This is a genomic window from Gorillibacterium massiliense, from assembly GCF_000455485.1.
Classification (GTDB): Bacteria; Bacillota; Bacilli; order Paenibacillales; family NBRC-103111; genus Gorillibacterium; species Gorillibacterium massiliense.
This window is the reverse complement of record NZ_CBQR020000152.1, coordinates 13,959-36,082: the sequence shown is the minus strand read 5'-3', so window position 1 is coordinate 36,082 and position 22,124 is coordinate 13,959. Positions and strand designations below refer to the sequence as shown.

Annotated in this window: 19 protein-coding genes; all 19 read right to left on the bottom strand. The window is 47.9% G+C overall.

Annotated elements, in window-relative coordinates; genetic code table 11:
* Positions 1 to 19: 19 nt before the first annotated feature.
* Positions 20 to 976 carry an ornithine carbamoyltransferase gene (argF, locus tag TJ79_RS21620; protein ID WP_040952433.1) on the bottom strand — a complete coding sequence of 319 codons (957 nt, stop codon included), beginning with the start codon at positions 974 to 976 and terminating at the stop codon, positions 20 to 22.
* Positions 977 to 1,019: 43 nt separating this feature from the next.
* Positions 1,020 to 2,222 (bottom strand): acetylornithine transaminase, encoded by a 1,203-nt coding sequence (locus tag TJ79_RS21615; RefSeq protein ID WP_040952432.1) that lies wholly within the window; start codon positions 2,220 to 2,222, stop codon positions 1,020 to 1,022.
* Between the two features lie 66 nt (positions 2,223 to 2,288).
* Positions 2,289 to 3,083: an acetylglutamate kinase gene (argB, locus tag TJ79_RS21610; RefSeq protein WP_040952431.1), complete on the bottom strand. Its 795-nt coding sequence runs from the start codon at positions 3,081 to 3,083 to the stop codon at positions 2,289 to 2,291.
* 89 nt (positions 3,084 to 3,172) lie between these two features.
* Entirely contained in the window at positions 3,173 to 4,393 is a 1,221-nt protein-coding gene (gene argJ / locus TJ79_RS21605; protein ID WP_040952430.1) for a bifunctional glutamate N-acetyltransferase/amino-acid acetyltransferase ArgJ, read from the bottom strand.
* A gap of 88 nt (positions 4,394 to 4,481) precedes the next feature.
* Positions 4,482 to 5,534, bottom strand: coding sequence for an N-acetyl-gamma-glutamyl-phosphate reductase (gene argC / locus TJ79_RS21600; RefSeq protein WP_040952456.1), 1,053 nt, complete (start codon positions 5,532 to 5,534; stop codon positions 4,482 to 4,484).
* A 205-nt stretch (positions 5,535 to 5,739) separates the two neighbouring features.
* Positions 5,740 to 6,828 (bottom strand): winged helix DNA-binding domain-containing protein, encoded by a 1,089-nt coding sequence (locus tag TJ79_RS21595; protein WP_040952429.1) that lies wholly within the window; start codon positions 6,826 to 6,828, stop codon positions 5,740 to 5,742.
* A gap of 300 nt (positions 6,829 to 7,128) precedes the next feature.
* Positions 7,129 to 7,809 (bottom strand): MBL fold metallo-hydrolase, encoded by a 681-nt coding sequence (locus tag TJ79_RS21590; RefSeq protein WP_238323104.1) that lies wholly within the window; start codon positions 7,807 to 7,809, stop codon positions 7,129 to 7,131.
* Positions 7,810 to 7,897: 88 nt separating this feature from the next.
* Positions 7,898 to 9,026, bottom strand: a protein-coding gene (gene prfB / locus TJ79_RS21585) for a peptide chain release factor 2 (RefSeq protein WP_155987988.1) whose coding sequence is annotated in 2 segments (ribosomal slippage) — positions 7,898 to 8,950 and positions 8,952 to 9,026 — 1,128 coding nt in all. Because the reading frame shifts where the segments join, the coding sequence is not laid out codon by codon here.
* A 107-nt stretch (positions 9,027 to 9,133) separates the two neighbouring features.
* The gene (secA, locus tag TJ79_RS21580; protein WP_040952427.1) at positions 9,134 to 11,644 is read right to left on the bottom strand and encodes a preprotein translocase subunit SecA; all 2,511 of its coding nucleotides are present in this window, start codon (positions 11,642 to 11,644) and stop codon (positions 9,134 to 9,136) included.
* Between the two features lie 161 nt (positions 11,645 to 11,805).
* Entirely contained in the window at positions 11,806 to 12,354 is a 549-nt protein-coding gene (gene hpf, locus TJ79_RS21575; RefSeq protein WP_040952426.1) for a ribosome hibernation-promoting factor, HPF/YfiA family, read from the bottom strand.
* Positions 12,355 to 12,613: 259 nt separating this feature from the next.
* Complete coding sequence (locus TJ79_RS21570; protein ID WP_040952425.1) at positions 12,614 to 12,811, bottom strand: cold shock domain-containing protein; 198 nt, start codon at positions 12,809 to 12,811, stop codon at positions 12,614 to 12,616.
* A gap of 828 nt (positions 12,812 to 13,639) precedes the next feature.
* Positions 13,640 to 14,833: a UDP-4-amino-4,6-dideoxy-N-acetyl-beta-L-altrosamine transaminase gene (gene pseC / locus TJ79_RS21565; protein WP_040952424.1), complete on the bottom strand. Its 1,194-nt coding sequence runs from the start codon at positions 14,831 to 14,833 to the stop codon at positions 13,640 to 13,642.
* Between the two features lie 25 nt (positions 14,834 to 14,858).
* Positions 14,859 to 15,806 (bottom strand): dTDP-glucose 4,6-dehydratase, encoded by a 948-nt coding sequence (locus tag TJ79_RS21560; protein ID WP_040952423.1) that lies wholly within the window; start codon positions 15,804 to 15,806, stop codon positions 14,859 to 14,861.
* A 34-nt stretch (positions 15,807 to 15,840) separates the two neighbouring features.
* Complete coding sequence (gene pseI / locus TJ79_RS21555; protein WP_040952422.1) at positions 15,841 to 16,893, bottom strand: pseudaminic acid synthase; 1,053 nt, start codon at positions 16,891 to 16,893, stop codon at positions 15,841 to 15,843.
* A 17-nt stretch (positions 16,894 to 16,910) separates the two neighbouring features.
* Complete coding sequence (locus TJ79_RS21550; RefSeq protein WP_040952421.1) at positions 16,911 to 17,369, bottom strand: GNAT family N-acetyltransferase; 459 nt, start codon at positions 17,367 to 17,369, stop codon at positions 16,911 to 16,913.
* Complete coding sequence (pseG, locus tag TJ79_RS21545) at positions 17,366 to 18,439, bottom strand: UDP-2,4-diacetamido-2,4,6-trideoxy-beta-L-altropyranose hydrolase (protein ID WP_040952420.1); 1,074 nt, start codon at positions 18,437 to 18,439, stop codon at positions 17,366 to 17,368. Before pseG ends, TJ79_RS21550 begins: the two co-directional genes overlap by 4 nt.
* Positions 18,436 to 19,194 (bottom strand): cytidylyltransferase domain-containing protein, encoded by a 759-nt coding sequence (locus TJ79_RS21540; RefSeq protein ID WP_040952419.1) that lies wholly within the window; start codon positions 19,192 to 19,194, stop codon positions 18,436 to 18,438. Before TJ79_RS21540 ends, pseG begins: the two co-directional genes overlap by 4 nt.
* A gap of 23 nt (positions 19,195 to 19,217) precedes the next feature.
* Positions 19,218 to 20,237, bottom strand: coding sequence for a UDP-N-acetylglucosamine 4,6-dehydratase family protein (locus TJ79_RS21535; RefSeq protein ID WP_040952418.1), 1,020 nt, complete (start codon positions 20,235 to 20,237; stop codon positions 19,218 to 19,220).
* Positions 20,221 to 22,110: a motility associated factor glycosyltransferase family protein gene (locus tag TJ79_RS21530; protein WP_040952417.1), complete on the bottom strand. Its 1,890-nt coding sequence runs from the start codon at positions 22,108 to 22,110 to the stop codon at positions 20,221 to 20,223. The genes TJ79_RS21535 and TJ79_RS21530 overlap by 17 nt, the downstream gene beginning before the upstream one ends.
* Positions 22,111 to 22,124: the final 14 nt, after the last annotated feature.

The window sequence follows — 22,124 nt, the reverse complement described above, 5'->3', positions numbered from 1 at the left end:
CGTATCCGTTCGGCAAACATTACGACATGAGCGCTGCCATAATCGCTTTTTGCGCGTGGAGACGATTTTCCGCTTCGTCAAAAATAATCGAGTTCGGGCCGTCGATCACTCCTGCACTAACCTCTTCACCCCGATGAGCCGGGAGACAGTGGAGGAAGACGTAGTCTTTTTTCGCATAAGCCGTCAGCTCTTCGTTCACTTGATAGTTGGCAAAAGCCTTCTCCCGCACCTTCTGCTCCTCTTCAAAGCCCATGCTGGCCCAAACGTCCGTGTAGATAACGTCCGCGTCGGCAATGGCTTCCTTCGGATCGGTGGTGACGAGAAGCGACCCGCCGCTGGCTGCCGCATATTCTCGGCTCGATGCTTGGATCTCTTGATCCGGCATGTAGCCTTCAGGTGAAGCTACTGCCATATGCATGCCCAGCTTGGCTGCGCCGATCATCAGAGAGTGCACCATGTTATTGCCGTCGCCGATGTAGGCAATTTTCAGGCCTTCCAGCTTGCCTTTATGCTCCAGCACCGTCATATAGTCGGCCAAAGCTTGGCAAGGGTGGGCGAAGTCCGTCAACCCGTTGATCACCGGAACCGTGGCATAACGCGCCAGGTCGATGACCGTTTTATGGGCGAAGGTGCGGATCATGATGCCGTCCAGATAACGGGACAGCGTTTGCGCCGTATCGTGGATCGTCTCGCCCCGGCCTATTTGCAGGTCGTTGCGGGATAGGAACATGGCGTGGCCGCCCAATTGATACATGCCCACTTCAAAAGAAACCCGGGTACGGGTGGACGATTTTTCGAAAATCATGCCGAGGGTTTTGCCTTTCAAAGGCTGGTAAACCTCTCCCGCTTTGTTCTTGCTCTTCAGTTCGATAGCCAAATCGATCAAGTAGCGGATTTCTTCCGGCGAATAATCCATCAGTCCGAGAAAATCCCGGCCTAACAAACCCAGCGCGGTTTGTGATTGCAACGTGCTCATCTAACGAATCCCCTTTCTCTAACGGGTGTTTTATCTCACTTTCTCACTTAGCGGCCGTTTGCTTGCGTTCGGCTTCTTTTTCTGCCAACACACCAGCGATAATTTCAACAGCCTTGTCGATTTCCTCGTCCGTGACGATCAAACTCGGCAAGAGACGAATCACCATCGGGCCAGCCGGTACCACCAGCAGTCTCTTAGCGTGGATGGCCGCAATGGCATCCGCAGTGGGCTCGACGCATTCGATGCCGATAATCAGGCCGGTGCCGCGGATTTCCTTCACAAACGCGTTGCCCGCGAGAGCCTTCTCCAGCTTATCGACCAATAGCTTGCCTTTGCGTGCGGCTTCGTCCGCGAGGTGATCCGCCAGCATAACTTCCAGCGTGGCGAGAGCCGCAGACATGGCAATCGGCGTGCCGCCGAAAGTCGTAGCATGGCTGCCTGGGGTGAAGGCCGGGATCAGCTTGCTTTTCCCGACCATCGCACCAACCGGGAAGCCGCTGCCGAGAGCTTTTGCTAAGGTGAAAATATCCGGTTCAATGCCGTAGTGTTGATATGCAAAAAGCTTACCCGTGCGGCACAGCCCGGTCTGCACTTCGTCGATGATGAGCAGCAGGTTGTATTTTTCGCAGAGGCGGGTGATTTCTTGTACGAAATCGGGGTCGGCCACGATGATGCCGCCTTCGGCCTGTACCAATTCTAGCATAATGGCGCAGGTTTTATCGGTAATATAGCTCTCAAGAGCCGCCACGTCGTTGTAGGGAGCATGGATAAAGCCTTGAGGCAAGGGCAGGTAGCCTTCTTTTACCTTATCCTGACCTGTTGCGGTCAGCGTAGCCAAGGTGCGGCCGTGGAAGCTTTGCTTGAAGGTAATGATTTCGTAGCGGTCATTGCCCAGCACCTTTTGGTTGTAGCGGCGGGCCAGCTTGATGGCCGCTTCGTTTGCATCCGCGCCGCTGTTGCAGAAGAATACCGCGTCTCCGCAGCTATTCGCCGTCAGCAGCTGGGCCACTTTTTCCGCTTGCGGGGTGGAAAACAGATTGCTCGTATGCCAAAGCTCATCAAGCTGGGCAACCAGGCGCTCTTTTACGCGCTTGGGCGCATGCCCCAACCCCGTGACGGCCAGACCGGCCATGAAATCCAAGTATTCATTGCCCTGATCGTCCCACAGCCGGCTGCCTTCTCCCTTCACCATCGTAATCGGGAAGCGTGCGTATGTCGGAAACAATGCGCTTTGCTGTTCACCCATTCTTGATCACTCCGTTTCTTGTGTATAGTTTTTTTAATGTTACCCCTAATAAAAGAATCGCCGGATTTACGCTTTCACGATCCGCGTTCCGATGCCGCCTTCTACAACGGCACTTCGCAATACGCCCGGCATGGAGCCGTCCACGATGACGACTTCCTGCACCTTCCCTTGAATGCATTGCACCGCAGCGCGCACTTTCGGGATCATGCCGCCATAAATTTCACCGGAAGCGATCATCTCGTCGATTTCCGCCACCGTTGCAGCTGGCATCACTTGCTTCTCGCCGTCTACCGTACGCAAAATACCGGGCACATCGGTAACCACCAGCATCCGCTCCACGCCTAAGTGGGAAGCAACGGCGCCAGCCGCCGTATCTGCGTTGATGTTGAAGCGCTGGCTGCCGTCGGCGCCAAGGCCCACCGGCGCGATGACGGGGATGTAGCCCATTGCCGTTACTCCTTCGATCAAGCCGGTGTTAACCCCTACGACGTCACCGACTAACCCGACCTCCGAGGAGTTCGCTACAGGTACGGCCTCGATAAGTCGGCCGTCCGCGCCGGAAAGGCCAACAGCTTGCGCACCCGATCGCTGAATTCGGCGAACGATCTCCTTGTTGATTTTTCCGGACAGCACCATCTCCACGACGTCGAGAACCGCCTCGTCCGTTTTGCGCAAACCGCCGACAAACACGGACTCGATTCCCAGCTTGCCCAGCGTTTCGTTAATGGCGGGGCCGCCGCCGTGAACGATGACCGGCTGCCAGCCTTCGGCCTGCAAATCTCGCAGATCCTGGAAAAAGCTATCCGGCAGAGCAGCTAAGGTGCTGCCGCCGCATTTGATCACAAAACATTTCGCGCTCACCCTAAACGTTCTCCTCTCGCCGGTTGTCTTGCGGCCATCTCATCCGTTCGTTCACCTATCCCATAACACTAAAGCATTCATACTTGCTATCAAGTCCGATAAGCGGCATTAATCCGCACATAATCATAAGTCAAATCACAGCCCCAAGCGGTTGCCGATGCTGTTCCCATGTTCAGGTTCACATAAATTTGCACTTCGTTACCCTTCAAGTATTCCGTCGCAGCCGGATCGTCGAATGGCACCGGGCGGGACTGTTCAAGTACGAGAAAATCCCCCAAGCGCACGTCTACCGTCTCCGGATCGACCATTACACCCGCCCGCCCCGTTGCGGCGAGAATCCGTCCCCAGTTGGCATCGGCGCCAAAGCAAGCGGACTTCACCAGGCTGGATCCGACTACCGTCTTCGCCACGGCTCGTGCGCTTTCTATTGAAGCAGCGCCGGTGACGTTGACTTCTACCAGCTTGGTAGCACCTTCGCCATCCCGGGCGATGGCCTTCGCCAAGTACTCAGCGATGAACCCGAAAGCTTCCGCGAATGCTGCCCAATCCGGATGCTCCGGATTCAGAGGTTCATTGGCGGCTAAGCCGCTGGCCATGACCACGACCATATCGTTCGTGGAGGTGTCCCCATCAACCGTAATCATGTTGAACGAGGAGTCCGTCGCCTTACGGAGCAGCAGATGGAGATGCTCCGCATCGATGGCGGCGTCCGTCGTGATGAATCCGAGCATGGTCGCCATGTTCGGATGGATCATGCCGGACCCTTTTGCCGCACCTGCGACGGTCACCGCTTGCCCGCCAACCGTCAGGCGGACCGCCGTCGACTTCTGCACCAGATCCGTGGTCAGGATCGCCTGACAGAAGTCATCGCCTCCGTCCGCCTTCAGTCGTCCGGGCAAATTAGCGATGCCGCGGCGCACTTTGTCCATCGGCAGCAGCTCGCCGATGACGCCGGTGCTGGCTACGCCAACTAGATGCCCGGCGATGCCCAAGATGCTGGCCGTTTGGTCGCGCATTTCCTGCGCGTCGGCCTCGCCTTGGGCGCCAGTCACGGCGTTGGCGTTGCCGCTGTTGACGATCAGCGCCTGCAGCTTGCCTTCCCGGGCGATACTTTCCCGGGTCACCTTAAGCGGCGCCGCCTGAAACGCATTCAGCGTATACACCGCCGCCGCCGCTGCCGGCACTTCGCAATAGATTAGCCCGAGATCATTGCGATCCACTTTTTTCAGACCGCTATGAAGTCCTCCAGCCAAAAAGCCTTTCGGCGACGTCACATTTCCACCATCCAAAACCTCAAAGGACTTCCCCATTCCTCGCTCCACCCATTCCCTCCATAGTAAATTATCCTTAATGCCATTCATCATAAATCCCGAATCATTCGCCTGTTCTGAACCACGCTTATGGATAAACCGGAGCCATCTGCAACCCCGCCGTCTCCTCCCAGCCCATCATCAGGTTCAAATTCTGAACCGCTTGACCAGCCGCACCCTTCACCAGGTTGTCGATGACCGAAATGATGGTCACCCGCTTCGTCCGCGGATCCACCGAAAAGCCGATATCGCAGTAATTGGAGCCCCAGACCTCTTTCGTCGCCGGTACAATCCCTTTGCCCCGCACCCGCACGAATGGCCGTCCTTCATAAAATTGCCGGTACAGCTCAATAAAATCCTCTTCGCCGCGGTCATCCGACAGTTTTCCGTACATCGTGCTCATAATCCCCCGGGTCATCGGCACCAAATGCGTCGTAAACGTCACCGCCACCTCGCGTCCCGCCGCTTCGCCCAAATACTGCTCGATTTCGGGAGTATGCTGATGAGCATTGACCTTATAGGCCTTGAAATTCTCATTGATCTCCGAATAATGATTCCCTAAATTAGCCCCCCGGCCCGAGCCGGATACCCCCGTTTTGGAATCGATAATCAAGCTGTCCGGATCAACCCATCCTGCCGCAACGGCAGGAATTAACCCCAGCAGCGTCGCCGTCGGGAAGCATCCCGGATTCGAAATGAAGTCCGCTCCTTCCACTTGCTCTCCATAGACTTCAGCCAGTCCAAACACAGCTTGCTCCAACAATTCCGCGGAGGCAGGCTCTTTTTTATACCATTTGCGGTACGTTTCCCCTGATTTCAGACGGAAATCCCCGGACAAATCGATTACCTTGAGACCAGTCTGCAAAAATTGCGGCGCCAGCTCGGCGCTGACCCCATGGGGTGTTGCGGTAAAAACCACATCCGCCTTCTCTTTGATGAGCGGTATATCGATAGCGTCCAGATCCATTTCCAAAATACCGGTCAAATGGGGAAACCCATCCTTAAGCGGCGCCCCTGCAGTCGACGAAGAAATGACCGACGTAATCTGCACATAGGGGTGGTTCAAAAGCAGCCGGATCAATTCCACACCGCCATAACCTGTAGATCCAACGATCGCTGCCCGAATCGGCGCGTTTTGCATCATTTCCATTCCCCTCTTAATCCGTTATCCCCAAGGATAAACAGCTTATGCCGACTTAGAGGACGGGCAGCGTTTACCGGAGCGGAATCAGGATGATTTATAGTAATAACCTTATAAGTTCTGATGTAGTAAAAAAGATATGTATTATTATACGTATAAAGGTATAAAAATTCAATCCATTTATTATTGCCCCCACCCTGATTTGTTACACGATTTTCAGAAGTGGAAGTCCCATAAATGCAGCGTAATCTTCGGCCGCCTTCGCTGCCAAATCCTTTTGATAACCGTCAATCGGGGTAAAAGGGTTCAACTCGACCTCCAGCCCTTTCTTCTTCACCATCCGCTTCCACGTTCCCATGACTTGGCCGTCTTCCCTTACCATGAGTGGCAGAAAGATCCCGTTATTGCCGGGGGCAACCTGCGGAGCATTTTCAGGAGCAAGAACGGCGCTGCGGTCTTTGTAGCCCAGAAGGTATTCGTCAAAACCCGCCAGAAGATAAACACTCTGCTCCGAAGAAGCTTCAGAGCAAAGCTCCTTCGCCCTCCAGTATTCGCAGCCTCCCACCGTTTCAACCGCCAGCTCCCGCTTCGCCCCATCCAACCCCGTACGGGCATCGGTCAACGTCATCCCCGACCACCATGCGAAGTCTTGAACCGTCGCCGGGCCATGAGATGAATAATACCGCCGGGCCAGCTCAACCAGCGACTCCTCCCGGCTCAGCTCACGCCTTTCTTTCACCCACTCCTCCACGAGGACAAAGCTTTGCTGCTTTACGATCACCGGTCCGAAGCAAATTAACCCCTCATACGCACTGTGCCATAAAATATGATAGCCCCGTTGACCCGCGGTGCTGATCCCCTCTTGTTCCAACCGCTGCATGAGGCTGGGGCGGTCAACCCTTTGTCCGCCAGCCAGCGCCTTGTAAAGAATTGTGCGGCAGCGCTCCAGCGTTCCATCATCAAGCTCCAGTTCTGCCAGCCTCCGCTTCCCCGAATTCGCGATTCGCTGACCCGACAGCTTGATCATCCACCCCGCATCTTCAGCAGCCATCAAATGAATGGTTCCGCGCAGCGACCAGCTCAGAATGATTTTCCCCTCCGCAATAGCATTGATTACATCTGACAGCCCACGGTTTACGTTCCCCATGCGAGAACCCACCGCCCATACCGCCTGATGATAATCCTGTGCCTGCATCGCACCAAGAGAGCGGACGATTTGCTCCGGCTTGTCCAAAACCGAACCCGCGAGATGCTGCCGCCGCAAACGCTCCATTCCGATCGATGTTTCCTTCATGAGTCATTCCTCCCGCGGAGATTTATCGATTCTTCCTCCGTTCAACCATCCACAACGGCGCCACATTCCACCTATTATGGACACTGCGTGCCTCCCAAGCGTTTCCACATGAAAGGTATCATTCTATCCTGTTTTCCGCAATAGCTGCCCAGTTATCTTTACAAAATAGTTCATTCGTCTTCCTTGTTAAAAAACGATCTATCCAGCTGCATATTTATGCAACATAATGCATATTCGTTATCAACGAACTCCATAACAACAAAAAAAACGCCAGGCTATGCCCGACGTTTCTCTATTTTCTCAATCCTGACGTTGTGCGATACTGGCAAGCCGTTCCGCAACCAACTCTGTGCAGACGCCGCCATGATAAGCGATCACCGTGTCGACTTCCAGGTCACAGAGTTTGGCGACCGAACTCAAAGCTTGCTCGTAGGCTGGCGTAAACTGCGGATCTGGCGGCAAAAGGACGCCGTTTTCCGCAATCAGCGCATCCCCGGATATAAGCGTCCGGCTCGGCTTGTGATAAAGGCAAATGTGATCCGGAGTGTGTCCCGGCGTATGAATCACGATGACGCCTCCAGCCAACGAAAGCTCATCGCCATCCTGCAAGATTTGATCAACCTGAAGCGGCGGCTTCACTGTAGCTCCGCTTTTGACCAAAGGAATCTCACCTGCCAGATAAGGTAATGCCAACTCATGAGCCAGCACCTTAAGGCTACCGCTCTTTGCCTCAAGCAGCTCCGGCAATCCACCAATGTGGTCACGGTCCTGATGGGTGAGGATAACGCCCGTGAGCTTCTCGAAAGGAAATCCGGCCGATGCCATCGCTTTTCGGATAACATCAAGCTGACCCACAATACCCGTATCCACCAGGAAAACATCCTGGTCATCCCATAACAAGGAAGCGTGAGCCGTCATCTTGTTGCCATTTCCCGCGTTCATGTCCAAAACCAAAGGCAAAACACCGAATGCTGTAGGCACCCTTCCGTCTCCTCTCGCCTTTCCATAGTATCCTCGCACGACCGTGCACATTCCAAGGTGGGTATTCTGCCTATACGGTTAATCCCACTTATTCTTGCTCTGGCTCCCTATTGATCTGCTTGCGCAGATAAGCATCAATCAGGAAATCGATCTCCCCGTCCATGACGGCGCCCACGTTGCCGGTTTCAGCACCGGTGCGGTGGTCCTTCACCATACTGTACGGATGGAACACGTATGAACGAATCTGGCTGCCCCAAGCGATATCGGATTGCTCACCGCGGATTTCCGCCAGTTCCTTCTTCTGCTCCTCAATCCTCCGCTCGTACAGCTTGGAACGCAGCATCGTCATACACCGCTCGCGGTTCTTAATCTGGGAGCGCTCCGTCTGACACGATACAATGATGCCAGTAGGGATGTGGGTCATCCGTACAGCAGAATCCGTCGTGTTGATGTGCTGACCGCCAGCGCCGCTGGAACGGTATACATCCACCTTCAAGTCCTCCGTGCGAATATCGATCTCCACGGTGTCGTCGATCTCTGGCACAACGTCACAAGAAACGAAAGACGTATGGCGGCGTCCCGACGCGTCAAACGGCGAGATCCGTACCAGCCGGTGTACGCCTTTTTCCGTTTTCAGATAGCCGTAAGCATTGTAGCCTTTGAGCAAAAGGGTTACGCTCTTCACACCGGCCTCATCACCGGGCAGATAGTCCAGCACTTCAACCTTGAAGCCGCGGCGTTCACCCCAGCGGCGGTACATGCGCAAGAGCATATCCGCCCAATCCTGGGACTCCGTGCCGCCTGCACCCGGATGCAACTCCAAAATCGCGTTGAGCTTATCGTAAGGCTCGCTAAGTAAAAGCTGCAGCTCATAAGTCTCCAGCTTTTTCACCAGCTCCGCCGTACCTGCCGCCAGATCAGGAAGCATGCTCTCGCCGTCTTCCCCTTCGTCCTCCACCAGCTCCAGCATCACCGCAAGATCGTCATATTCGCCGCTTAGGCCCTCAAAATCCGTTACCACCGATTTGATGGCATTCAGATCGGCGATCACTTTTTGTGCCCGGTCGCTATCGTCCCAAAAGTCAGGCGCGCTCATCTTTTCCTCAAAGTCGGCAATTTGCTCCAGCTTGAGATCTAAGTCAAAGTGACCCCCTTAACGCCTGTAATCGACCTGCAACCTCACGCAGGTCCTGCTTCACCTTCACGGAATCCAACATTATTATCTCTCCCTTTTTTGTTTTAAAATGCTCTCATAAACGGGAGAGGGACAAACCCGGCAGCGCACGCGCCGTCGTAGGGTTCATCCCCCTTCATCTATTCCCTTTTAAGCCAGCCCGTGGCAGTGCTTGTACTTCTTGCCGCTGCCGCATGGGCAAGGATCGTTGCGGCCGATTTTCTCCGCTTCTTTCTTCTTCACCGGGCGCTTTTCAGCCGACTCTCCAGGAGTAACCGCTTGGCCTTCGGCCACCGCTTCCCGTTCCAGGTTCACTTCGACTTGCGCCTTCATGATGTACTTGGAAACTTCCTCCTGGACGCTTTCGACCATCTCCTGGAACATCTCGAAGCCTTCAAACTGATACTCACGCAGCGGATCGGTACCGCCGTAAGCACGAAGGTGAATGCCTTGACGAAGCTGATCCATGGCGTCGATGTGATCCATCCACTTGCTGTCGACGGCACGCAGAACGACGACCTTTTCAAACTCGCGCATATTTTCCGGACCGATTTGCTCTTCCCGCTCATCGTACAGCTTCTTGATCTTCTCTTGAACAAGCTCGATGACCTCTTCCGGTTCCTTACCCCAGAGATCCTCTTTAGTGAAAGTGCCTTCCGGCAGGAAGGTGCCGTGGATGTAGCGAACCAGCGCCTCCAGATCCCATTCTTCAGGAATCTGTTCCTTCGCCATATTCGCCGCAATAGCCCGGTCCAGAACCGGCTCCAGCATGCCTTCAACAATACCGCGGATATTTTCCGACTCCAGCACTTCTTTGCGCTGTTTGTAGATAATATTCCGCTGCTGGTTCATCACGTCGTCATATTGCAGAACGACCTTCCGCACGTCGAAGTTGTTGCCTTCAACCCGCTTCTGGGCAGATTCGATCGCCTTCGAAACGAGCTTGCTTTCAATTGGTTGGTCTTCTTCAAAGCCGAAGCGATCCATCATCCCCATGATGTTCTCGGCGCCGAAGCGGCGCATCAGTTCATCTTCCAGGGAGATGTAAAACTGGGACGAACCCGGGTCGCCTTGACGTCCAGAACGGCCCCGCAGCTGATTGTCGATCCGTCGGCTTTCGTGACGCTCCGTACCTATGATATGCAATCCGCCAAGCTCCGGAACTCCTTCACCCAGCAAAATATCCGTACCACGACCTGCCATGTTGGTCGCAATGGTGACTGCGCCCGGTTGACCAGCCAGGGAGACAATTTCCGCTTCCTCCCGGTGATACTTGGCATTCAGTACTTGGTGCTTAATGCCCTTCTTCTTCAGTAACTCCGACAAAAGCTCCGAGTGCTCGATGGAAACCGTACCGACCAGTACCGGCTGATTGACCTTATGCCGATCTACGATCTCGTTCACGGCTGCGCGGAACTTGCTCATTTCCGTTTTATAGACCACATCGGGCATATCCTTACGGATCATCGGCTTATTAGTCGGTACAACGAGAACTTCCAGCCCGTAGATCTTCTTGAACTCTTCTTCCTCTGTCTTCGCCGTACCGGTCATGCCGGCCAGTTTTTTATACATCCGGAAGTAGTTTTGGAAGGTAATCGTCGCCAGCGTCATGCTTTCGTTTTGAATCTTGATTTGTTCTTTCGCTTCAATGGCTTGGTGCAAGCCTTCGCTGTAGCGGCGGCCGGTCATCAGACGACCGGTAAACTCGTCGACAATGACGACCTCTTCATCTTGAACAACGTAATCTACGTCCCGCTTCATGATGACGTTGGCCTTCAAAGCCTGAACGATGTGATGGTTCAAGGTTACGTGCTCATGAGAGTAGAGGTTATCTACGCTAAACGCCCGTTCTGCCTTCGCCACGCCTTCCTCCGTCAAAGCGACGGACTTTAGCTTGATATCGACGGTGTAGTCCGTGTCCTGCTTCAGCTTGTTCACAAAACGATCCGCCGTGGAGTACATCTCCGTCGATTTTGCCGCCTGGCCGGAAATAATAAGCGGAGTCCGCGCTTCGTCAATGAGAATCGAGTCCACTTCGTCGACGATGGCATAATACAAGGGCCGCTGTACCATTTGCTCTTTATAGAGCACCATGTTGTCCCGCAGATAGTCAAAGCCGAATTCGTTGTTCGTACCATATGTGATATCGCAAGCATAGGCTTGCTGTTTTTCATCATGGCTCATATCGTGGAGATTGAGGCCGACAGTCAAACCGAGGAAATTATAGATTTTCCCCATTTGCTCCGCGCCTACCGTCGCCAGATAATCGTTGACCGTAACCAGGTGAACCCCTTGCCCCGTCAGTGCGTTCAAGTAAACCGAAAGCGTACCAGTGAGGGTTTTCCCTTCCCCGGTCTTCATCTCGGCGATCCGACCTTCATGAAGCGCCATACCTCCGACCAGCTGTACGTCAAAATGCCGCTGTCCCAGCGTCCGTTTAGCCGCTTCACGCACCGTCGCAAACGCTTCGGGCATCAAATCCTCCAACGTTTCGCCTTTGGCGTAACGTTCCTTGTATTCATCGGTCTTCGCCAGGAGCTGCTCGTCCGACAAGCCGGAAAACCGCAGTTCCATCTCATTGATTCGCTCGACCGTTTTCATCATTCGTTTGATGTCGCGCTCGTTGGAATCCCCAAACACCTTTTTTACGAGTCCAAGCATGGGTAAACCCCTTTCAAAAATCACATATTCCTTCATCGCACCTAAAAAGCATTACAAAAATTGTAACAGGTTCAAGACCTCGTAGCAACAGTACCTTAATCATCTTATATACGCATCAAAGCCCGATCCGTTTCAGGACCGGGCCATTTAACTATTATTTGTTAATTGGCGGGCTCAATCAAACCGTAGGTTCCATCGTTTCGTTTATAAACGACGTTCACCTCTTCGGCAGATTCTGAATTGGAAAACACGAAGAAATTGTGCCCGACCATGTTCATTTGGAGGATGGCCTCCTCCACATTCATCGGTTTCAGAGTAAACCGCTTTGTCCGAACAAGCTCAAATTGCTCGTCTTCGTCATGCATGTCCGGCAGTTTGGGATCTTCCTTGAAGGTCCGCATCCCGCCCATTTCACGGATTTTTCTGTTCGCTTTCGTCTTCAGCTTGCGGATTTGCCGCTCCAGTTTCTCGGTGACGAGATCGATGGAAGCGTACATATCGCCGCCTTTCACTTCAGCCCGGAGAATGCCTCCGGTCAAGGGGATAGTCACCTCTACGTTTTGGCTGTCACGAACGACGCTTAGCGTAACCGTAACATCAGAGGTCGGGGGAGCTTCAAAATACTTTTCCAATCGGCCAAGCCTTTTTTGCACGTAGTCGCGTAAAGCTTCCGTTACCTCAAGGTTCTTTCCGCGAATGGTATACTTCATGGATACTCCTCCTTTCTACTTCATTATAATATAGATAAGCTATTACATCAAAACAAGAACTTAACAAAAACGGACAAATCGTATGAAACTTTTAAGAACTCTTTACGATCATCTCCAATATATGAGAAACATCACAAAACTAACCGTCTGTCCCTTTTCCACAGGAGACATCCCCACAACAAAAAACACCCCGAAATAATTCGGAGTGCTTTTTGGAGCCGATAACCATCTATGTTGGGAGCGGCTCTTCCGCCGACCCTTACAGTTTTACAACGTTAGCGGCTTGCGGACCGCGAGCGCCTTCGACGATGTCGAATTCAACTTGTTGGCCTTCGTCCAAAGATTTGAAACCGTCAGATTGGATAGCTGAGAAGTGAACGAATACGTCTCCGCCTTCTTCGGTCTCGATGAAACCGTAACCTTTTTCTGCGTTAAACCATTTAACACGACCTTGCATTTACACACATTCCCTTCATTTTCAAATAAAAAGCCCAAGGCTTTCACTTTTTGACTATACCATTCTAAGCCAAGCCATGTCAAACGTGCTTAGTGACGCATGTCTCATTTCCTAGCGCATTCGTGCGTTTTCGCCAGTATCCTCGCCTGCGCCGTTTTAGTCCCTAATTTCTTCCTGAAACCGAGCGTTTCTCGCGATAATTTTCAGAATATTCGACAACCTTCAAGTTCTTCACAATGCCCACATGCCATGAAAGCTTGTTTTCATTGTTTACATTCCATTTACACACATTATGCACAGCCTGTGGATAACTTTGTGCACAAGTGAAGCTTTTGCAAATTTCCAACTATACCAAATGGCTACTCTCGGGATATATTATGAAAAAATGCACTCGGCCAATAGGTTACCGATTGAATTGGATTGACGGAGAGTGATGAGCCCTCTTCCGCTTTTTCCGTCGGGTAGCCCGCTATACACGCAGGTGGATGATAAATAGAGGAAAGATTCGTAGGCATTCGATGGCAAGCCTTGTAACAACCACTGCAGTAAGCCGACGTAGGCCTCCACTGTCTCAAACGGTTTGCCTAAAGCCTGCTGTCAGGCCATCATCCCCTTGAACAGCATATGCGCGGGGGTAGGGGGGTAATAAGGATAAGCAGCAACCATGCCCTTCAAGAAGCGCCGCTATCAAAGACCGATCAAAAAATAGGCCAACCAGAACAGACTGGTTGACCTGATAATAAGGAAAGAGGCTGAGATTGTTATCCTTCACTTCGTCTTTAAAGGACAATCATGTTTACAACGCCATTTTTAGAGAGCTGAATGGTTTTATTTTAGAAATCTGCCATATACCTTCTCCACTGCAGCGATAACATCATCCACATCGGTATCCTGCATTTTGGGGAAACACGGAATGGTTATAGCTGAACTATAGTAAGTCTCAGCATTTGGGCAAATCCCCTGTTCATACCCCAACTGCTGGTAATACGGTTGTAGATATACGGGAATGTAGTGTACATTAACACCGATATTTTCTTCCCTTAATGCCTTGAATATGGCTTTCCTGTCTCCATTAAAGAATTCCGGGATCCATCTTAGTACATACAAATGCCATGAAGAGTCAGCCAGATCATGTTGGGCCGGAATGACAATCCCTTTCATCGAGGAAAAGGCCTCCGTATATCGCTTCGCAATTTCACGTCTTCGAGCTATAAAGGAATCAATCTTATCCATCTGGCTCACGCCTAATGCTGCTTGTATATCGGTCATTCTGTAGTTGTACCCCAGCTCTTGCATTTCATAGTACCATGGCCCATCATTTCTAGTGAGTTCATCGAGGTTTCTTGTCATACCATGACTTCGGAACATCAAAAGCCTGCGGAAATATAGTTCATTGTTTGTGGTAATAATTCCGCCTTCACCTGTCGTAATATGCTTCACAGGGTGAAAACTAAACATCGTCATATCAGCCACGGAGCCTATCTTCCGATCACCATAAGTTGAGCCCAATGAATGGGCCGCATCCTGAATGAATACCAGGTTGTGATCTCTTGCTATTGTAGTGATTTGATCTACCTCTACTGGCTGTCCCGTGAAATCTACTGCAATGATTGCTTTTGTTCGTGCTGTAATTTTCTGTTTAATTTGTGCTGGATCGATATTGTATGTATTCATATCAATATCAGCAAATACAGGTGTGCCTCCTTGATAGAGCACACAATTACTTGATGCCAAAAATGTAATTGGTGTAGTAATGACTTCATCACCTTTGCCAATTTGGGCAGCAAAGCAGGCACCATGAAGTGCAGCAGTTCCATTCGTAAATGCTACTGCATATTTGGCACCCACATAATTAGCTACTTTTAACTCAAATGCCTTAATGGCCGGTCCTTGTGTTAGAAAGTCACCGCGTAGTACTTGAACGACAGCCTCGATATCCTGTTCATCCAACCATTGCTGACCATAGGGCAAAAGTGTAGCCCGTACGGGAGATGAGGATGATTGCGCTTGTTGATTAGCCATTTTGATCTTCCCTTCTTCTAACCTTTTAAGCTAACCCACCACTTTGAATCCATTCTCTTGTACGGCGAATACCCACTTCGAGGCTAATTTCAGGTTTCCAACTAAGAATACGACTAGCCTTATCGGAGTTGCATAACAACTTTTGAATTTCACTCTGAGGGTGAATATGCTCCACGTGCTTGATCCGCTTCGGATCACCCGAAATGAGAAGGGCCAAATCATTCACGGAAATGTCCTTTCCTAATCCTGCATTAACAATTTCACCATTCACCTTATCAGAAAATCCCGCTGATACGACAAATCTCGCACAATCTTCTACGTAGAGTAAATCTCTTGTCTGTGTACCGTCACCGTAAATATTCAGATCCAAACCATTTAGTTCATTTTTGATAAAAATAGCGACAACGCCGCCTTCTCCCCCCGTCTTCTGGAAGGGACCATAAGTATTAAATGGTCGAATGACTACTGTAGGCAAGCCATATGCATAATAATAGGAGAGCACCATATTTTCAGCAGCTACTTTAGCGCCTGCATAAGGCGAAGCTGGTTTGGTTGGGTGCAATTCAGTAATGCCTGTTTCCTCATTGCAACGGTCGTAAACCATACAAGTACTCATGAAGACTACCTTCGTATTATGTCTACGGCATTGTTCAAGGATATAAAAAGTGCCGACTGTATCATTATTAAACGTTGTGCTCGGATCATCGATCGAGTCTTGGACATTGATGGATGCGCCGAGGTGATAGCATATGTCGAAATTATGCGCATTAAATAATCCTTCAAGTAGCTTCTCATCTAAAATGGATCCAACAATGAATTCTTCCAAACCCGGATGGCCTTCGAATTCATGGAGATTTTCCTTTCGTCCGTTCGACAAATCGTCCAAGATCCATAGATGATGTCCTTCGCCGAGCAATTGTCTCGCCACCCAGCGACCGATAAAACCGGCTCCGCCGGTTAGTAGAATGTTCATAATTTATCCCCCTATGAAGAAGTAAAAAGGCTATTTAGATCAAATCCCAAGATAATGGAGTTCCTTTAACAACATCCCGATTTAACTTTTTACCAAGTACATACTCATAAAACTTTGGTGAAAGTCCATATCCTGGGCGAATAATTCTTACGTTCTTTTCCGAAAGGATGGTACCTTCTTTTAAGTCTTCAGCTATATACAGGGATCGTCTAAATTGCAGTGATGCCTCTTCTTTTTTTGTGGCTCCATAGCTAACGGAACCTAACGATAGCCAGGCACGCTCTGTTTCCTCGACCAGGGATTGGAGTTCATGTGGTTCTAAGGAAAACGTAGAATCTACTCCTCCATCTGCTCTTGATAAGGTGAAATGCTTCTCTATGACGCTAGCCCCCAAAGCCACACTTGCCACAGCCACCCCAATACCCAAAGTATGGTCCGAAAGCCCAACTTCACAATTAAAGAGTTGCCTCATATGAGGAATGGTTGAAATATTCGTATTTTCTGGTGATGCAGGATAAGTGCTTGTACATTTCAAAAGAATAAGTTGATTATTTCCTGTTTCTCTAAAGGCTTTTACTGCCTCATCAAGTTCGGCTAATGTAGCCATGCCGGTAGAAATGATCACAGGTTTGCCGGTTGAAGCAACCTTTCTAATCAGAGGAAGATCCGCATTCTCGAATGATGCAACCTTATATGCCGGAACATCTAACGTCTCTAAGAAATCGACTGCTGTATGATCAAAGGGAGAGCTAAATGCAAGCATTCCCAGCTCTTTACACCGGTCAAATATTGGCTTGTGCCATTCCCATGGGGTGTAAGCCTCTTCATATAATTTATATAGAGATTTACCTTCCCAAAGGCTGTTCTTATCTTCTATAAAAAACTCCCCATCATCAATATTTAATGTCATTGTATCTGGGGTGTATGTTTGCAATTTAAGTGCATCCGCTCCTGCCTTTGCAGCAGCCTCAACAATCTGCAAAGCACGATCTAGAGATTGGTTATGATTACCGGACATTTCAGCAATAATCAATGGGCGATAACCCAAACCAACCCTTTTTTGCGAAATAGAGATGAAGTTGCTCATACCATTCTCTCCCTTGATTACGAGGAATATAAGGACTTTGTTAGAATTATAATCTCTTGAACTTCTTCATACAAAGAGAAGCCTGATTTAGTAAAAGTCTTAATTGATATCAAATTTTCCTTCTTAATATTGGCTTTAAGGGTACGTATATCCTTATAGTTTGATTTTATTAACACTTCTAGATGTTCAAGCATGTGTTGGCTGTAGCCACGCCCACGACTCTTTGGAGCAATATTTATGCTAATAACTGCCGTATCACGATCTTCAACGTCAAATCGAATGATTCCGATTCGCTCATGCTCTTCTACTGCAATCATCATTTTGCGTTCGGATAAAAGTATGGATTCCTCCATCCATTGCAAATGCTCTTCCAATGAAATAATCTTAGAACTTATAGAGTTTTTTCGTGTAGTTTCATCATTCCTGCATTCCCATACCCACACAAAATCCTCGTGGCTAACATCACGTAAAATCATTGGCTCCCCCTCTGTTCCAAGAGTAACAGCTGTGTTACTCGTTCAGCACCTCTACCATCAACCAGTTCCATAGCCAGTTTACTAGCATTCCGAAAGTGTTCAACTCCATTGAAAAGGTTAATGAAGCAAGACCTTATATCTTCTTCAGTCACCGCCTGCGACTCACCTAGATAAAGGTCTATCCCCTGTCCTTGTCCTTCTTTTGCTAGTTCAACTTGATTGTCTGCTATGGCAATTGTTATTGCAGGCAGCCCCATGCAATAGCGCTCCCAAGTCATTGTACCTCCACCACAGATCGCCAAGTCAGAAGTAGCCATTTCACGTGCCATAGAAGCAGGTTGAATAAGTAGCTTTGTATTTTTAAGCATGTGGCATTTCGATTGAATTACCGAAATGTTCGGATTAGCCTGTCCCAGGATGACCTTCACTTTAAGTTTATTTGTGTCTTCCAACAGCGGTTGGAGAGCATGAAGAACCTTTAATGTTTCATTTGTTGGATCCGTTCCACCAAAACAAACCAGCAAATGGAGACTTCCTTCTTCATCCCTATTCGTTTCTTTATTTCGTTCAATCAAAAATTCCTCACGTAGTAATGCATATTTGGGGCCTAGCAGCTGTTTAGCCGTACAATGCAATAAATGATTGTATCTGCTTTCGTAGTTTTGATATAAGTTTGCATCTAGTAATAAAGTACATTGATGTTTTCGATTGGCAAGATCATCAATGACTAATATACTTCCAAAAACTCCTTCGAATTCAGCCTCCCAAACCCAATCAATCCCATAATGATCAACAATAAGCCAATCGGATTTAGATATTTCACTATGCATTTGTATAATCTTGGTTACATACAATGCATCAAGGCTGCTTCCTAAAGGATCGTTATTCATCAAATGAATGGAAGAAAAGCCATTCTCATCAAAGGTCTGAATAAAATGAGATGGCATTTGTCTATATAAAATAGTTACTTCATAATTATAACGCTTCAGTTGATTGGCAAGTGTCAAACATCTCATAATGTGCCCGGTTCCAATTAGCGCTGATGCATCAGTCCTTATGAAAAACTTCATTCTATTTTACCCATTATACCCTTCACATAACTTAGCTTCTTTTGCTCGACATGCGCATTTATTTGGCTTAGTTCTGGCTTCTTCCGAATAAGTTCTAAAGTTTCAGCTAATCCAAAATACTGATGTGGAGTATATAAATGTTCATAGATTGATTGTATAAGTTTCCAATCTTCTAAAGTATCAAGCGTCCATCTATAGTTAGATAAGTCTTCTGAATGTTTATAATCATACAACGAGAAGAGAGAAGGATTATGATAGATATATGGTGTTACATGCTCTCTTTCTTCCGGATGATTACCTTCCTCATACGCCTTCTGTAATGCTTCAAATGTAAAGATTTCTACATCCAGACCTCTTGGAAATGTCCTTGAAAGTGTATTACTAACATAATCAAAGTTATGTTGTTTGTGGAAAGTTATTATTTCTGACACAACCTTTGAATCAACTAAAGGGCAGTCGGATGTAATGCGGACAACAAGATCTGCCTTTTCATCTAGCGCTGCTCCATAATAACGAGAGAGCACATCTTGCTCTTCCCCTCGGTAAACTCCTGCACCAGCTTTACAAGCCTCAGCAACAATTGGATCGTCACTTTCCAGTACGGTGGTCGCTACCACTACCTGATCAATTTCTTTAACGTTTTGCACTCTATCAATTACATGATTTAATACGGATTTACCAAATAAATCCTTCAGTACTTTTCCCGGCAGCCTCGTCGATCCCATCCTAGCCTGTATTATGGCGACCACTTTCATGGTATTCACCTGTTTCTATACTATTATTGAATTCTAATAAGATTTTCGGAAACCAGCAGATGTTGAAGCTCCTCTATAGAAAGTGGAGTCAAACCATGTGAACTGTAACTCTGTTTTTTTGAGGCCACGGCACCTGCATAGTCACGATTCCCTAAGAATGAATTGGTGATTATAAACATTTCGTCTGTTTCCTTAGCGGAAATTGATTCTTCTTCAGTCATTAATTCCTCATACATCTTCTCACCAGGTCTGATCCCGATCTCTTCTATACCTATTTCACTTGATGGAATATTTAAAGTAGATGAGGTTGATTGCACAACGATATTTGCTAAATCCATTAATCTCACAACGGGCATCTTCAGTACAAAGGTCTCTCCGCCCTTTGCTATGTGCATAGCTTTAATTGTGAGTTCCGTCGCTTGCCGTAAACTCATCATGAATCTAGTCATCTCTTTACAGGTAATTGTTATTTTCCCTTTTTCTTCTACCTGCCATTTAAATAATGGAATGACTGAACCTCTAGAACCCATGACATTACCAAAACGAACGGCTGCAAATATTGTTTTTTTGGTACCAGCTTGAAACTGAGCTGCCGACATTAGCCTTTCCGCCATTAACTTAGAGGCTCCATACGTATTCGTTGGGGAGATGGCTTTGTCCGTGCTCGTAAATACAACCTTCTTCACATCGCAGGCAAGAGCTGCCTGTATAACATTTTGAGTTCCAAGTATATTCGTTTGAACTGCTTCAAATGGATTGTACTCGCAAGCAGGGACGTGTTTCATAGCGGCTGTATGAAAGACATAATCGATGTCTTGCATAGCTCTTTCAACACGATTATAATCCCTAACATCTCCAATCAAATAGCGAATATTTGTGTATTCCTTATATTCTTGTTGCAGTTGAAATTGTTTATATTCGTCACGGCTGAGTATACGAATAACATCGGGATTGTCCAAGAGAATTTCACGAAGTAAGCTTTGGCCAATTGTACCTGTACCACCGACGATCAGTACCTTAGATCCTTTAAATTGTCCGTTCATAACTGACATCACCTAATTTGCCTTTTAGTATATCAACTCTATCCATGCTTTTGTTCAGAATTTCATACAGTTCCGGAGTCAAGTCGTTCATCGCCTTAACCAGTTTACCTAGATGTTCCACAATAAGGACTGACTTCTGTCGTTGATTTTGTGTTTCAACAATAGCAGTTACATGTCGCATATATATATCAATGTGGTGCTTAAGTGCAAATGAATAGAGCAGTTTATAGATATCTTGCCGTGTAATTGTTGTCCATAATTTATCAATTTCAACCAATCTTTTCGATAGGGTGCTCATGTTTCCGTTACTTGCACTATCTGCTAACTGTTCCATGAGATTTATCAATTTGACAATTCGTTTGTCTTGTTCTTTTGTTTTCATGTAAAGCTTTTGAATATCGTCTTTAACCATAGAAAATTTCTCGAATTTATCTTCATGTGAATAAGTTGATGCAAATCTATCAACACTAAAATCTTGGTCTTTGTTCTCCAACCATTGAGACATTAGCTCTTCCATTGGCTTCCATTCTGTATTCGGGATTATTGCTCCATGTTTCGATGCATTGATTACCCTAACCCCTTGAAGTTGAATTAATTGAACTAGTAACCCAAGATCATTTAATGTAACCTTCATTTTTAAGGTCGTCGGGTTTTCTCCACCATCCACATTTGGCACTAACTCTTTTGCTCCATTTAATTCGCTATCCATAATGTCGGTACTGATGTGGCTAACACCGGGTGTGTAATATTGCCGTTCTGGGTAGGAGAGGTCCTGTCCTGTTAGGACAATTTCTGAAGCCCCCATATATACTGCTAACTGCATCGCCGTGCCCGTTACCGATGTAGTAGATTGAAAACTAGGTAGCGACTCTGATCCAATGATTGAAGGAGTTAATGCATCCGTCTCCAGTATGGAAGAGAATAATGGGGCTTTATAATTTTCTACAATTCGATAATTGATTTGAGAACAAAATACCAAGGGAACATTCCCTGTGTCAGTGTTTTCAAAGACCTTATAATTTGGAATCCCACCATCCATAGACACGATTAAATGTGGTGAAATTCCATGATGCAACAAAGCTTGAATACTTGAACCTGCCGATATAATGAGACACTTTGACTTTAAAGATCTCAGATAATCAACATCATATTTTAATGACGGACCAGATCCGACGATAATAGCCGTGGCTCCCTTAAAGCTATCTTTGAACTTAACTGTCGAGTTAGCCTCTTGAACATATGGTAAATTATACAATACATTCTCAAGCCACTCTTTGTTAAAGCTGCTAAGTGTTGCTTGATTCGTTTTATGGGCATACAGGGCATCTCTAATTTTCTGCTGCAATTCGTTTGCTAGATTCGGATACATTCTTTTATAAACAGGTGGAGATATAATGCTAAACGTGTTTGATACATAAGAAGAAACAGTTTGAGCTATAACCGAATGAAAAAGCTCGTCCTCCCCGACAACAAATAAACGAACTTTCGGGTACGATAACGCCTTTGTCATATCTCTGAAATGCGCCCATTCTTTCAAAACCTGAACATTTGGTTCGTAAATATAAATTGAAGAAGACTTTGAATGATGGAGCAGTTGTTCTAAAAAAAATCCTAGGCCGCAGCCGACAATTAATATGTGTTCAGACAGTATAACCGATTCATCAAGTGATAGAACCCATTTTCGCGCTTCTTCTTCAGCGTTATACTTACTATGAAGATAGGTTTCGGTTCCGTCCATGTTCAAAATGATGTTTGGTTCTTGGTTTTTGGTGGTAAGACGTGTGCAGGAACTAAAATCGCCACTATTAATAATCGGAAGCAACTGGGGATAATTTTGCTCAAGGAAATGTATGTTTCTATCGAATACGCTCATATACTCAAACCATC